Genomic DNA, 17,322 nt, shown 5'->3' with positions numbered 1-17,322 from the left:
GAGGGTTGAGGCTTATTGCCAACCCCTAAATAATCCATTCATATCAATTTAATTTGGGGCTACTGCTTTTGTCGAATACCTCCCGCAATTTGGGGATTTCTTTCTTGTTGAGTAAGAAGCATGCACATCGCAATGATGGGCATGGGGTGAGTGTTCGCAAAACGGTCATGGCTAGCGTATTTCTGAGTGCAACACTGCTAACAGTACCTAGTGCTTTTGCCGCCCCAGCTACCAATGCATTACCGACCAATGGTCAAGTGGTCGCAGGACAGGCCAACATTAGCCAAACCGGCAATGTCATGAACATCAATCAGAGTACTCAACGTGCTGTGATTAATTGGGATAGTTTTAATGTGGGCAAAAATGCCACGGTGAACTTTAATCAACCCAACAGTAGTGCCTCAACACTCAATCGTGTTAATGGCGCTAGTCAATCGATGATCAATGGTGCCGTGAATGCAAATGGTCAAGTGATCTTTGTTAATCCAAACGGAGTAGTGTTTGGAAAAGGTGCTGAGGTGAATACTGGTGGTTTAGTTGCGACCACCATGAATATTAAAGATTCTGATTACATGTCTGGGAAAATGAGTTTCTCAGGCGGCGAATCTGGAAAAGTCATTAATAAAGGCACAATTACTGCTAATGGTGTTAATGGCTATATTGCATTAATGGCGCCTGAAGTTAAAAATCAAGGTGTATTAATTGCTAATATTTCTAGCGGTAATACGGTTGCATTAGTTTCTGGCACAAAAGTAACATTATCTTTTAATGGCTCTCAATTAACCGATATCACAGTCGATGCATCAGCGATTAATAGTTTAATCAGCAATAAAAATGCAATTAAAACTGAAGGTGGTCAAATTATTATTGCTGCTAATGCAGCTTCTAATTTAAAAGCCTCGGTGATTAATAATACTGGCACGATTAGCGCTGATACTGTTTCTACAGTAGGTGGAAAAGTATTTTTAACCGCTGGCACAGTGAATCAAAGTGGTACTGTGAGTGCCAATTCAGCACAAGCTGATGGTGGCAATATCACGATTTCTGGCAATCAAGTGAACCTCAATACCGCATCAAAAACGACTGCTACTGGTGCTACTGCTGGTGGTCAAATTTTGATTGGTAAGACCACTCAAAACGCTTCGCAAAGCCAAGTCAATGCTAGCAATGTGACAGTTTCACAAGGCGCTTTAGTAGATGCTTCGGCAACGCAAAATGGTAACGGCGGATCAATTCAGGTTTGGTCAACTATCAGCACCTCTGTAGCAGGCCTCTTTAAAGCCAATGGCGGTGCAATTGCGGGTAACGGTGGCAACATTGATACAAGCTCTGCTGGCACAGTCATCTATGGCAAAGGTTTGGTAGTTGATACCACTGCGCCTAAGGGTAAAACCGGCAATTGGTTAACAGACCCTCTGTCAATCATCATTGATAGTACTGCGGCCACAATTCTGTCTAATGCCTTAATGACTACCAATGTCACATTAGATGCAACGGCATCAAGCTGCGCTGGTATTGGCAATTGCACTACGAGCTCTGTACCCCTCATTCAATTTTTGGCTGGTACGAGCGTGTATTCCACTGCCGATACTGCATTGACATTAAATGCCTCAGGTGGAACGATCACGATGGATGGCAGCATTGCAGTAGGCCAGGTCTATGCCGTAGCGCAAACTATTAATGTCAATGGATCTCTTAACACTACTACCGGCTCTAACGGTTCAATCTATTTAGCCGGCGCCATTATTAATATTTTAGGTAATATTAATTCCAACGGTAATAGTAGTAATAATTCGAGCTCAAGCAATTTAACTTCAGCCAATATGATTACTGCTAATAACCGTCGTAACGGAGTTAATAGAAGCAATAGTCAGAGTAATTCAACTTCTGCATTAAATGCGGATGACACAACTTACACTTCAAATGGTGGCGCTATTAATATCATCGCTAGCGGTGATATTAATATTGGTAGTAGCTCAATAAGTAGTGCCACCAATAACAGCACTTATATTTCTGCTAATGGTCAAAGTGGTGGGACGATCAATATTGTTTCGGTTAATGGCAACATTAATAACCAAGGTATTGTCGATGCACTGGGTAAAACTAGTATCGGTGGCACGGTCATTATTGCTGCTAAAAATACCAATACCTTTACTGGTGGATTAATTTCTAGTGATGGATATAGTCAAGCTGGAGTGATTCAAATTGGTGTAGCTAACGGTATTGGTTCTGGTTCAACCTTGGCGCCACCCTCGATCAACTCCCAAGTTGCTACCTTGTTGGCAGCAGTCAATTTCACACCTTCAAGCAGTAGTAGTCCAAATTCAGGCAACATTCTTTCTAGCAACACCGCATTAGATAGCACCTCTCTCATCACTGCCAACGCGGCAGCAAGCACCTCCCAAGTAACACTCAATTCTCAAGCCGGCCAAATTTACATCGCTGGTAACACCACACTCAATACTGCAGCAACGATTCAAGCCAATGCCGATACTGGCGGTTTGATCATCCTGAGCTCCCCAGCAGGCGCCTATCAAAATACGGGATACATCCAGACGAACGGTGGGGCTGGTTTAGGCGGAACGATTGCGCAATCCGGTCTTATTAGCACAACTCTCATTGGTGCCACAGTGGAAGCAAACGGCACACTCGGCGGCGGTAACATCATCATCGGTCGCGACTTCCAAGCAAGTCCACTCTCAGGTAGTGCAACCCAAGATGCGCTCCTGCCTACTCTCTCATCAGTCATTGCACTGCCTACTTCAGCAAGCACTACGATTGATGCTAATAGCACTATGACTGCTAACAGCACGATTAGTGGTGATGGCGGTAATGTGCTGGTTTGGGGTGACGGAAATTTAGTAGCAGGTGCTTTATCTGCACAAGCATTAGGTGCTAGTGGTAACGGCGGCTTTATTGAGACTTCCGGTCAAACATTGAATGTCGCTAACAGCGCAAATATCTCATCAGCAAGTTTCAATGGTTTAGCAGGAACTTGGCTGATAGATCCCTATGATTTTTATGTTGCCTCATCGGGTGGAAATATTACTGGCGATGCCTTAACAGCCGCTTTAGTAAATAACTCGGTGACTATTACCGCTGCTAATACTTGCACTAATGCAAGCTGTACAGCAACTTCATCGGGTACAGCTGGCAATATCTATATCAACGATGCAGTTAGATGGTCAGCCAATACCTTGACCTTGAACTCGGGTTACAACATTTATGTAGGAACATCAACTACCACGGGATCAATGACAGTTTATTCGACTGGTTCTTTGGCGCTTAATCCTAGCTCAAGCTCTGTTACTGGTTATGCATCAGGGGGATTAGTACTGATGGGTATGGCAAGCAGTCCAACTGGGGGCTTAACTACTGGTTATTTAGTTAGCAACTCTTTCTATTCCTCTGGCACAACTTTAAATACAGGTGCTGCTACTGGTTTTAATGGTCAGATCAATGCTAATACAAGCGGAACGATCACTATCGGGGGAAGTACTTACACCGTTATTAATTCTGAAGCTGCATTTACTGGCATTTCAGGAGGTACTAATTATATTTTAGGAGGAAACCTCACCTTTACGGGGAGCTATAGCGCTGCACCCGTTGCAAGTAGTTCTGGAATTTGGGGCAATATTAATGGTTTGGGGCATAAAGTTTCAGGCCTATCAATTAGCGACAGTGCTACAAACAAATATGATGGTCTTATTGGATATATGAGTGGCGGTTCGCTCAGTAATATTGGAGTGGCTGGAACCATTTCGACAAGCACGACTTATGCCGCAGGCGGCTTAGTTGGCAAAATGTATCCTAACAATACTGCAACTGTAAACCTCAATAATTCCTATTCTTCTGTGGCTATTTCAGGAGTAGCGGCCTCTTATGTTGGTGGCGTCGTGGGGCAATTTTATGGGACAAGTACTACAAATAATATTTATGCGACTGGTAATATTACGTTTATCAACGGTTCCACTTATATTGGCGGGCTGATCGGTTTATCGGTCAATCAAGGCTCTTCCGTAATAACTAATGCTTTTGCTACTGGAAATGTTACTGTTGGCAGTAATTCTAGTGGGGTTGGGGGTCTCATTGGCGATCTTGGCTATTCTATTAGTAGTAATGCCTGTGATTCCTGTACACATACCCTAACGAATGCTTACGCTACAGGAAACGTTACTACTGGAGCTAGCGCCTTTAGAGTCGGCGGTTTAATCGGGCGTGACTGGGGTAATAAGATTAGTAATGTTTATTATTCTGGAACATTTTCTCCGGGCACAGGATCGAGTGCAGTTGGTGTTGTAGCTGGCCTTATGAATGCTTTTGTATCAGTAAATTCCTACTTTAATAATGGCTTTTATGATATTACTAAAAATCCTACTATTGCTGCATTCGGTTACACTTCTGGCAGCGGTACGTGGCCGGTGGGATTAACTACAGCTCAGTTATCTACCAGCAGTAATTTAACTAATTTTACATTCTCGTCTTCAGCTTGGGGGTATGCAGCAGTATCAAACGCCCCCCCAGTACTATGTAATTTTGGAGGTTGCAGTTCTTATACACGCTATGTTGTTGATGCTACTTATATAGGAGCAAGTGGAGGAACTTGGTCAACGGGGACTTGGAGTCTAGGTTATGCTCCGACTTCAAGTAATACTAGTGATATCGGAGCAATTATTATTCCTACTGGAATTACAATTTATTTCGATACTGCAAATGTTGGATCATTAGGTAATGCAATCTCTAATGCAGGCATCGTTTCATTCTCGGGTTCTAGCAGCCTTACATTGTCAGGTGTCATTTCTGGAGTAGGATCTATCACCCAAGCAGGTAGCGGAAATATTACGCTCTCAGGCGCAAATACTTACACTGGCACGACAACAGTTAGTAGTGGAACAATCACTGCAGGTGTTGCCACAACAGGTAGTACTGGTGCCTTTGGTTATGGAAGCAACGTGACTGTAAATGGCGGCACATTAGCCCTTAGCTCTTATAACCAGACCGTTGGGAGTGCTACTGTCGGAAACAGTGGCGGTTCAATTACTGGTTCGGGAACATTAACTGCCACTTCTTATACTTTTACCAATACTAGTGGCAACGCAGCAACTATCTCAGCAAAGTTAGGAGGTTCAGGAGTTGCGCTCACGCAATCTGGATCTGGCACTACAACCCTCTCCGGCGTCAACACCTACACCGGCGGCACTACCATCTCCGCAGGCACTTTAGTAGCCTCTACTTCAGCTTCTGCCTTAGGTTCTAGTACGGTAACTTTAGGCGCTTCTAGTGGTAATACAAGTGCAACTCTACAAGTAGCCACTACTGGTTTGACCTTTAGCAATGCCATTGTGCTGTCCTCTGGTACCTCTGGAACATTAACCATTGGTAATACCGGAACTGCGATCTCTACTACCTTTAGTGGTGGTGTGACTGGTACCAATAACTTAGTCATTAGTGAAGGTGCTTCGAGCGGTACGATTACCTTTGCTACAGGCTCCCTTAACAACACCGGTACGATTACCAACTCAGGTTCTGGCTCAGGGACGACCACCATTAGCGCGGCAGTTGGCTCTAACGTGACTGGTATTGCTGAATCGAGTAGTAATTCTGCTTTAACGCTGAGTGGTGCGATTACCACCGCAGGCACTACCTTTACCAATAGTGGCAACAATACCCTGACTATATCGGGTGGTATCAGTGGCACTGGTACTGGTAACGTCATATTCAATAACAATAGCTCAGGAACAATTACGGTATCGACCACTAGTATTAACAACACCGGTACGATCACCAACTCAGGTTCTGGCACAGGCACCACGACCATTAGCGCAGCAGTTGGCTCTAACGTGACTGGCGTAATAGAAAACGGAACTTCACCACTAACGCTATCTGGTAGTAACGGCTCCTTTACCGGTGGCACTACGATTACTGCTGGCACCATCAACGCTGGTAGTGGCAATGCCCTAGGTACTGGGGCAGTAGGTATCGGATCCTCAGGAATACTCAATCTGACTTATAGCGGCACAGTTACTTTAGGCTCAACCCTATCGATGAGCACCGGTGCCTCGATTACTAACAGTACTAATACAGCCAACTTGTATGTCACTGGCACAAGTACTTTGAATGGCTCTGTTACTACGACCGGCACCCAAACCTATACCGGTGCAGTTACCTTGGGTGCTAATGCAGCGCTTACTACTACCAATAACAACATCACCTTTAGCTCTACTGTAGACAGTACTGCGGGTAGTTACTATGGCCTATCGATTACCAACGGTACAGGTACGACTGCCTTTGGTGGAGTAGTCGGCGCTAACAGCGCTACTAGTGCACTAGGATACTTATGTATTAACTCTACTGGATGCTCCGCATCTGCTGTAGGCACTACTACTGGTACTGGTACTACTACGCTTGCAGGTAATGTGACGACCAGTGGTAATCAGACTTATGGTGGCAACCTCACATTAGGGGCTGATACTGCACTAACTTCAACTGCTAATAGTGGTAATGGAGTAGTGACGATAGCGGGGGCAGTGAATTCGAGCACTATTACAGGGTCAGGAATACTGAAGTTTTTGGGAGGAGGCTATTGGGAGATTAGTGCTGATGGTGGAAGTACTTGGGCTTATTACATCAGTGACAGCAGCGGTAGTTCTTATCAAGCTACTGGCTCTAATGCTGGCGTCAGTTTCAATTCTTCTGCATCTTCGCTGGCAAGCCCACCTTCAATTGCCTACAGCACCGGAAGCCCTGGATCGTATTCTTGGACGCCGAGCTCTACATCTATCAATGTCAATCTATTAATTGTTGGTGGTGGTGGTTCCGGAGGTCAAGGTGAATATGCTGGCGGTGGCGGTGGTGGTGGAGCTGGCGGTGTCATTATTGCAAACTCAAAAGGCCTTAATTCTTTCCTTGTATCTAATGCGGTAAGTATTAGTGTAGGTTCTGGTGGTGCAGCACTTAATTCCAATACTGGAACTTGTTGCGTTGGAAATAATGGACAAAGTTCTACAGTCGGACCTCTAACTGCTCTAGGCGGCGGTGGTGGTGGCAGCTTCCTTTATCCCGCCACTACGGGTGCGGCATCTGGTGGTTCTGGTGGCGGTGGTCAGGGATCCAATATCGGAAATAATCAAGGTGCTATCGCTAGTGGTTCAACCACTATTGGCACGTACTATGCCAATGCGGGTGGTAATGGTGGGTCTAACAGTCTCTATTTGGGTGGCGGCGGCGGTGGCGCAGGAGGTGCGGGTGGAAATACAGGAACTACAAACGCTGGCGCTGGCGGCTCAGGCCTTGCTATAGCAATATCAAATAGTTCTATTACTGTAAATAGCGGTTCAACCTATTTCGCAGCGGGCGGAGGCGGTTCGGTTGGGCAGGGCACCTGCACAAGCTGCATAGGTTTAGGGGGAAGTGGTATTGGAGGTGGTGGTTCAGATGGGTCTTCTTACACTACAGTTCTTGCAAGTTCCGGCGCTGCTAATACTGGCAGTGGTGGTGGTGGATCTGTTACAGGCGGTACTACTGCAGCCCAGGCTTCAGCAAAGCCATCTGGGGCTGGCGGCTCAGGAATTGTTGTAATTTCATGGAATGCTGTTACCCAAAACTCCTACGCCCTCACCATCAACTCCGGTACAGGTGCGGCAAAGATTGGTGGTTCCGTTTCTAATGTGTCTACGCTAACGATTAACTCTACTGCTGCTACTAGTGCAGTTACTGGTGCCATTGGTGGCTCTACTGCAGTGGCTTACAACACGGCTACTGGATATACCGGATCAAATGGTGCAGCTGGTGTACTTAGCCTAGCTGGTACTAATACTTACACGGGTGGCACTACCATTACGGGCGGTACGCTTCAAGCTGGCAATGCCGCTGCCTTTGGTGGAGCTGCTAGTGCCATTACTGTTAACAGTGGTGCAGCACTAGACCTCAATGGCAAAACATTGACCTATGCAAATGCCTTAACCTTAAACGGTACTGGTATCTCTAGTGCAGGAGCACTGACTAATAGTTCAGCTACAGGTGGTACTTATGCAGGCGCCATTACTTTAGGCTCGGACTCTACAATGGGCAGCACAGCGGGCGCTATTACTGTGAGTGGTGCTATTGCCTCCAGTGGAAGCGCTTATAACTTAGCGCTTGTTGGCAGTAAAGCAATTACCTTGAGTAGCGCTACCAATACGCTGTCAACGATTGCTTCAGGATCAGGTCTTGGAGCACTCTCCATTACTAATAACCAGGCGCTGACCATTGGGTCGATGACGATTGGTGGCACAGCTTACTCAGGCCTGTCATCAACCGGAACGATCTTAGTACAAACGATCACTGGTAACTTAACGGTGAACAATGCTGTTACAACATCTAGCACATCATCAAGCACTTCAACGCCAGCGATTAAATTAGCCGCAGGCTTTAACGATGCAACTTCTAGCACCACTAACAATATTATTTTAGGTAGTAGTTCATCGAGCTTGATTACCGCAGGTAGCGGTGCGATCATTGCCTTGTATTCTGGTGCTCCTTTATCTAGTACTAACCTAAGTGCATTTGTAGCTGGTCAATCTTCTTACAGCATCAGTTATGGCAAGACAACGTCTGACCTACCTTCATCAGGCGCTGGTTACTATGCTCTATACCGTGGCACGCAACCTACCTTGTATGTGATTTATGGATCTTCTGATACGCCAACATATGGCTCAGCACCAACAATTACTTACAGATTTGATACGCTGGCTAATGGAACTGGCACTTCATACCTTTCTTCTGATACAGCGACTGTCAATGCGACAGGCACAGCCTTATTTAAGGGTACCAATTCGACAACGAGTGCTACCAACGTTTCACTAAACTCCTCGGCTAATGCTGGTAGCTATACGACGGTGACTTATTTGAGTGGTTTGAGTTCGCCAATCTATGCATTATCTGCAGGCTCTAGTACGGGAACGCTGACGGTTAATCAACTAGCATCGGTGACTTACACCGGTAGTGCAGGGGGCTTATGGTCTACCGGTGCAAACTGGACGACCACTAGCACCATTGGAACAACAAACATCACGGGTGTTGCCCCAACCTTGGGTAACGTTGCAACAGTGATTATTCCAACGGGCACAACCGTAGGTTATAGCAATACGATGGCAGGATTAGCGCCAACTTCGGCAGTAGCCATTACCAATAATGGTACGCTAAACTTTACCAATACGAGTGCAGCTACTTTACCGGCAATCATCAGCGGTTCTGGCACGATCAGTATGAGCGGCGCAGCAACAACTACTTTATCCGGAGCCAATACGAGCTTTACCGGAATAACTTCCATAGCTTCTGGATCTACCTTGCAGTTGGGTAATGCCAATGCTATAGGCTCATCCGCGGTAACAGTAAATGGTACTTTAGATGTTTATGGCTACTCACCAACAGTTTCTTCCATTACTGGAACTACTGGCACTATTACCAATAGTTCATCAGGAACAACTTCTACTTTAACTGCTGGAGGGGATAACACTTCGACTACCTATTCTGGGCTAGTTCAAAATGGCTCGGGTACTGTTGCATTAGTCAAAAGTGGGACTGGCACCTTAACCCTCTCCGGCACCAACTCCTACAGCGGTGGCACTACCATCTCTGCCGGCACCTTATCGGTAGGCTCTAATACAAATTTAGGAAACACTTCCGGCGCTATTAACCTTAATGGCGGCACTCTTAATATCTCTACTGGCGCTGCCTTTAGTAGTGCTCGCACCATGAACGTATTAGCGAGCAGCACCATTAACAATGCCGATACCTCGGGTGTTACCTTTACAGGCAATGTCACTGGCCCTACAGTAACTGGCACTCCAGTCACACTCACCTTAACAGGCGCTAATGCCACTACCTTTAGTACAGGTGCAATTACCAATGGAACCGGCACTTCTACAGTAGCGCTTGTCCAAAACACCACTGGCACTACAACCCTCTCCGGCAGCAATAGTTACACCGGTGGTACTACGATCTCTGCAGGCACCATCAACGCGGGTAGTGGCAATGCGCTAGGTACTGGGGCAGTAGGTATCGGATCCTCAGGAATACTCAATCTTACTTATGGCGGCACAGTTACTCTAGGATCAACCTTATCGATGAGTACCGGTGCCTCGATTACCAACAGTACCAATACTGCAAACTTGTATGTCACTGGCACAAGTACTTTAAGTGGCTCTATTGCTACTACTGGTACGCAAACCTACACCAGTGCAGTTACCTTGGGTGCTAATGCAGCACTCACTGCCACTAATAGCAACATTACTTTTGGTTCTACTGTAGACAGTACAGCCGGTAGTTACTATGGCCTATCAATAACAAACGGTACTGGCACCACAGCTTTTGGTGGAATCATTGGTGCTAATAGTGGAACAAGCGCTCTGGGTTACTTATGTATTAATTCAGCAGGATGTTCTGCGTCTGCAGTGGGAACAACTACCGGTACCGGTACTACTACGCTTGCAGGTAATGTGACTACCAGTGGCAATCAAACCTATGGTGGCAATCTCACACTAGGCGCTAACACTGCTCTTACCTCAACTGCTAACAGTGGTAATGGAGTAGTGACGATAGCGGGGGCGGTGAATAGCTCAACTTCATCTTTAGGTCCGTTGATTATTGAATTTATGGGTTCAGGTCTATGGCAAGTTAGTGTCAATAGTGGTAGCTCATGGAATACCTATACAGCAATTGCCCCTATTAGCGGGGTAACTAGTAGCAATACCAACGGAAGCAGTGGCGCGAGCACTTTAGAAATTTCTTATAGTTCCGGAGCTTATATTTGGAATGCTACAGCTGGAAACTATCAGTATCTGTTGATAGGTGGAGGAGGTTCTGGTGGTGGCGGTAGCGGTGGCGGAGGTGGAGCTGGTGGTGTATTGACCTCAACTAGCATACTTACCTCAGCTGCCTATAGCATCACCGTTGGTAGTGGCGGAGCACAAGCCTCATCCAATGTCGCAACCGGTAATAACGGCGGAAATACAATGGCATTAGGTCTCATAGCCTATGGCGGTGGCGGTGGCGGTGCTAATCAGAACTACTTCACCCATACAGCAGGTAACAATGGTGGATCTGGTGGTGGATCTTCTGCCAACGGACCCAATCAAGATGGCTATTACACCAATGGCAGCGTAACTTGCGGAGTTAGTGTATCAACATGCGGTCTAGGCACTTCCGGACAAGGTAATAACGGAGGGGGTTGGACTAACTGGAGTGGTGGTTACGGTGCTGGCGGAGGTGGTGGTGCAGGCGGTGTTGGTGGCAATGGCACTTCTACGTTAGCTGGTAATGGTGGCGTCGGTATTCTCAATCCAATCACCGGTTCGAATATTGGTGTTTCAGGTACCTTAAACAGTGTTGCTGGTTTATATGTTGCTGGTGGCGGTTATGGTGGTAGTTCTGGTGCAACGAGGGCTACAACTGGTGGTATTGGCGGCGGTGGCTACAGCACTGGAACAACTTCAACTGCTGGCGGTGTTACTAATACAGGCGGCGGCGGCGGCGGATCGATCAACAATGGTAATAACGGTGGTGTTGGTGGATCTGGTGCAGCTATATTTTCTGCAGCCAGCACCCAAAACTCCTACGCCCTCACCATCAACTCCGGAACCGGTAAAGCCTCCATTGGCGGAACGGTTTCTAATGTCACTACATTAACAATTAACTCTAAATCCCCTCTAAGTGCAGTCAGTGGTGCAATTGGTGGTTCTACTGCAGTGGCTTACAACACAGCTAGTGGATATACTGCCGCGGGTGGTAATACCTCTGGAGTACTTAGCCTAGCTGGCACTAATACCTACACGGGTGGCACTACCATTACGGGCGGTACGCTTCAAGCTGGCAATGCCGCTGCCTTTGGTGGAGCTGCTAGTGCCATTACTGTTAACAGTGGTGCAGCACTAGACCTCAATGGCAAAACATTGACCTATGCAAATGCCTTAACCTTAAACGGTACTGGTATCTCTAGTGCAGGAGCACTGACTAATAGTTCAGCTACAGGTGGTACTTATGCAGGCGCCATTACTTTAGGCTCGGACTCTACAATGGGCAGCACAGCGGGCGCTATTACTGTGAGTGGTGCTATTGCCTCCAGTGGAAGCGCTTATAACTTAGCGCTTGTTGGCAGTAAAGCAATTACCTTGAGTAGCGCTACCAATACGCTGTCAACGATTGCTTCAGGATCAGGTCTTGGAGCACTCTCCATTACTAATAACCAGGCGCTGACCATTGGGTCGATGACCATTGGTGGCACAGCTTACTCAGGCCTGTCATCAACCGGAACGATCTTAGTACAAACGATTACTGGTAACTTAACGGTTAATAATGCCGTTACAACTACCAGTACTTCAGCTGTCACCTCAGCACCAGCGATTAAATTAGCTGCAGGGTTTAATGATGCAACTTCTAGCACTGCTAACAACATTGTTTTGGCTAGTAGTGCTTCAAGTTTGATTACTGCAGGTAGCGGTGCGATCATTGCCTTGTATTCTGGTGCCCCTTTATCTAGTACTAACCTAAGTTCATTTGTAGCCGGTCAATCTTCTTACAACATCAGTTACGGCAAGACAACGTCTGACCTACCTTCATCAGGCGCTGGTTACTACGCTCTATACCGCGGCACACAGCCTACGATGTATGTCATCTTTGGCTCTTCCGATACGCCAACGTATGGCTCAGCACCAACAATTACTTACTCCTTTAATACGCTGGCTAATGGAACTGGCACTTCATACCTTTCTTCTGATACAGCGACTGTCAATGCGACAGGCACAGCCTTATTTAAAGGTACCAACTCGACAACGAGTGCTACCAACGTTTCACTAAACTCCTCGGCTAATGCTGGTAGCTATACGACGGTGACTTATTTGAGTGGTTTGAGTTCGCCAATCTATGCATTATCTGCAGGCTCTAGTACGGGAACGCTGACGATTGATAAAGCCCAAGCCTATGTGATTGTTACCTCTGGTCAGTCAAGTACTTATGGCGCTACACCAGCGATCAACTACACCTTTAATACCAATAGTGCTGGTACAGGATCAGCGATCTCGGCATCGCCTACTGGACTATCGGGCATAGCGACTATTACCAATGCGCCGACATCCTCATCAAATGCGGGGACGTATAGCCTGACTTACGCCAGCGGTCTGTCATCTACGAACTATGCCTTTAATGCAGCAGCTAGTTCTGTATCTTATGCAGTGAATCAAGCCCAAGCCTATGTGATTGTTACCTCTGGTCAGTCCAGTACTTATGGCGCTACACCAGCGATCAACTACACCTTTAATACCAATAGTGCTGGTACAGGATCAGCGATCTCGGCATCGCCTACTGGACTATCGGGCATAGCGACTATTACCAATGCGCCGACATCCTCATCAAATGCGGGGACGTATAGCCTGACTTACGCCAGCGGTCTGTCATCTACTAACTATGCATTTAATGCAGCGGCAAGTTCACGGTCTTATACCGTAAACCCAGCAGTCTTAAATATCGCCGCCATCTCAAAAACCTATGATGGTACGACAGCATTTACCAATGCCAATACCTACACCTTAAGTGGCACACGGTATAACGGTGATGCCATGCCTACCATTAGTAGTGGTTCGGCAACGAGCTCTAGCGCCAATGCTGCGGCTTACACCAGCTTTGCTAGCAATGGTTTGACGCTAAGTAATGCTAATTACACCCTTACTGGCGGCACAGTAGCGGCAACGATTGATAAGGCACCCCTCGGGATTGTAATTAGTGGGGTGTATTCAGGTTCAACGACGATTGCACCAACTTCCTACACAGTTACTGGTTTAGTTAGCGTTAGCGGTACCGCCCAAACTTTGGTGCCAACCAGTGTTACGGTAAATGATGCCAATGTCTCTACAAATGGTGCTAACTATGTGACCGCAATTAATAGCAAAACCGGTACAGCGAACCTGAGTAACTATGCGATTACTACAGCCTATAACGGCACTTCAGGTACAACTACAACCAACGCTGTTGCCTTGACTGGTGCTCCTTTAGGCCTTACCGTGACCGGTATCTATAACGGCCTGTATTCGATAACACCTAACTCGGTACTGCCGACTGGACTGCTTAATAGTCAGACTTTAACGGGCTTAAGTAGTGTTACTTTAAGCTCTAAAGATGTGGCTAGCAATGGAAGTAACTACGTCATAAGTGCTTCTGGCGTAACCGGAACAGCCAACCTGGCAAACTATGTGATTACTGCTGCCTATAACAGTGCGAGTACTTCAACGCAAAACGTAGCAACCCTCAGTGCAGCGCCATTGGGTATTTCAGTAACTGGAAGTTATAGCGGAAGCACAGTGATTGCGCCAACTTCAGTTGCAGCAACCGGTTTAGTTAATGGTGAGACCTTGACTGGACTCACGAGTGCTACTTTAAGTAGTGCCAACGTATCAGCGAATGGTAGTAACTATGTGAGTGCTATTAGTGGTCCTACAGGAACAGCGACCTTATCTAACTATAGTATTACAACTGCCTATAACGCGAGTGCAGGAACTTCACTAAATACCGCTACGGTTACTCCGGCAGTTCTGACGGTAACCGCCGTGCCATCACAAAAGTTTGTGACTGAGTCTGATCCCACTGGTTACGGTGGCGTGATTTATAGTGGCTGGGTAGCTGGACAGGGCACTTCTGTACTCAATACTACTGGGCTGACGATTTCTCGTAGTACGCCTTCGGTCAACACTGCTGGAAGCAATTACACCTTAACTCCAGGTGGAATTGCAGCTAACGGTGGTAACTACACGTTTAGTTACCAAGCTGGAAATTTCACAATTGTGCCGGCTGACACTTTGGCCATAGTGGTTGCCAATAATGCAACCAGTTACGGCACTGCGCCTAGTTACTCCATTACTTCAGCTAGATATTTGAACTCAGCCAATAACACCATTTACACCTTATCTCCAACTGTCACCGGTAGCGTGGTAACGATGAGTGACGGCTCCGGTGGAAGCGTTGCATTTACTTTAACCCCAGTCTCTACTACTGGCACGAGCACCATTACCAGTGGCTCTGGTAATTACAAAGTTGACTCTTACACCTTGAGCGCCACCAATAAAACGATCGTCAGCAATAACTTTAGTAATTCGATTACGGTATCTGGTGCTCTAACCGTCTCTTCCTTGGGAATTAACCCAAGCAATATTACGGTAGCTGGCTTAAGCAAAACCTATGATGGCACGACCAACGTTTCTGGTTTGACATTAAATGCCTCCTCTACCAGCTTTAAAACCGGAGATACTGTTAGCGTTACGGGATCGGGTAATTTTGCTGATACCAATGTAGGAACTGGTAAATCTATTACGATCACTCCAGCATTAACTGGCGCTGATTCCGCAAACTACTACCTTACCGGTAGTGGGACTATTAATACAACTGGCGCCATTCTTCAGCTAGCTTCAGTAACGTATACCGGTGCCTCAGGAGGTAGTTGGTCTAACAGTGCCAACTGGGCTGGCGGTGCTATTCCGACACTCAGCAACGTAGCCACTGTAATTATTCCAACCACTAAGACAGTAGTCTATGACGCTGCCAATTTAACTTCCCTCACACCAACTTCTGCCATCACCGCTAATGGCACACTGAGCTTTACTGGATCAACTGCAACTACTTTTGCCAATACTGTTTCTGGTACTGGATCTATTAGCCAATCTGGCACAGGTGCATTAACACTTACTGGCGGTAATAGCTATAGCGGCGGCACTAGCTTGGGGTCAGGATCTAACTTGATTGCTGGCTCAAGCTCTGCATTAGGTACTGGCGCGCTCAATTCTTCTGGAGGAACCTTTAGTACTTCAGGCGTCACTCTGCCTAACCTGACGGTAAATGGTGCAGTGGTTTTAGCTAGCAATATTACAAGCTCTGGTAATCAGGCCTATAACGGCGCTGTGACAATTAACAACTCTACTAACAGTACGACCTTAAAGTCATTCGCGGGTAACATTACATTTGCTAGCACGCTAAATGCTGGCACTACGAATCAATCCCTAGAGCTCAGCGCTACAGCTGGTCAAGTAACGTTCAATGGCCAAGTGGGAGTTGCTACCCAGACATACAACACAGGCACACAAAGCTATAGCCCAACTACCTATGCTAGCTATCAATCGCAATCAAGTAACAATTTGTCTAACTTAACAGTCAGTGCCAATACGATTAATCTAAATGCGGATATCAGCACTCGCTTAACTCAAATCTATAACGGCAGTTTATTGGTAGGGGATAACGGTAGTAACGGCCCAACCCGCGTTTTGTTATCAGAAGATCCAGCGATCACCTTTAACGGTACGATTAACGATACCGTCGCTGGCACACATAATTTATTTGTAAAGGCAGTGACCATAGCCAATGAGGCCCCCAGCATTATCTTTAATGATGTGGTGGGTGGGATTGCTGCCCTTAAGAGCCTAACTGCTTCTACCGGCGCTCAAGATGCTGCCACTGGTGCGCTGTATAGCGCCATTGATACGACTCCAGCCAATTTGGTGGGCACAGTAACCATTAAGGAAAATGTCTCTACTACAGGTGATCAAACCTATACTGCCAAAGGCTTTACCTTAGGTAATGGCACTGCAAATCAAACCTTAAGCTTGACGACTCAAACGGGTAATATTGCTTTTAATGCTGGCAGCTCTGGTGGTAGCGGCTTTACTCCAGCAGGTAGCGGTCTCATCGTTAGCATCTTTAATAGTGGCGGTACAGTGTCTGGATTATCTGGATCAGGGTTGAATTACAGCGTGACCGATACAACGGCTAGTGCGTCATCTAGTAGTACGACAAGTACGAGTAATTTAACATCTGCTCAATATAGTACTGGTGGAGCATTACAAAATTCATTTAATAATGAATTTACTCAGCTAGCCTCTGAAATTATGTACGATCAATCTGGCGGATCAGTTACCGTTGGATCTCCTAGTGAAGCATGCGTCCTGCGCTATGAGGCGAGTTACCTAAGCTGTGTGCAGTAAAAAATGCAGACTTGAACTGACCTGATTTTTAGTACCACTCCAATAGAGAGGATTTTTGATAATCTTCTACCTTAAAGGAGTGCTAAATATGGCTAAAGGTCAGCGTCTCAAACCCGAGCAAATCGTCACCTTATTGCGTCAAATCGATGTTTTAACCACCAATGGCAAAACCTTAGCTCAAGCTTGTAAAGAAGTGGGAACGGTGGAGCAAAGTTACTATCGCTGGCGCAAGATCTACGGCGGCATGAAAGTCGATCAGGCTCGTAAGTACAAAGATCTAGAGCTGGAAAATACCCGGCTTAAGAAACTCGTAGCGGACTTATCG

Annotated in this window: 2 protein-coding genes; both read left to right on the top strand. The window is 46.5% G+C overall.

Going from position 1 to position 17,322, the window contains the following annotated elements; all coding sequences use genetic code 11:
• Positions 1-68 precede the first annotated feature (68 nt).
• On the top strand, positions 69-16,997 hold the full coding sequence (locus Pas1_RS07375; RefSeq protein ID WP_112294902.1) for an autotransporter-associated beta strand repeat-containing protein: 16,929 nt from the start codon (positions 69-71) through the stop codon (positions 16,995-16,997).
• Between the two features lie 88 nt (positions 16,998-17,085).
• A partial coding sequence (locus tag Pas1_RS07370) for a transposase (RefSeq protein ID WP_148666458.1) occupies positions 17,086-17,322 on the top strand: 237 nt, incomplete at its 3' end.

The sequence above is a fragment of the Polynucleobacter paneuropaeus genome (genome assembly GCF_003261235.1).
GTDB classification, from domain to species: Bacteria; Pseudomonadota; Gammaproteobacteria; order Burkholderiales; family Burkholderiaceae; genus Polynucleobacter; species Polynucleobacter paneuropaeus.
The sequence above is the reverse complement of the archived record's forward strand: the minus strand, read 5'-3'. Positions and strand labels throughout refer to the sequence as shown.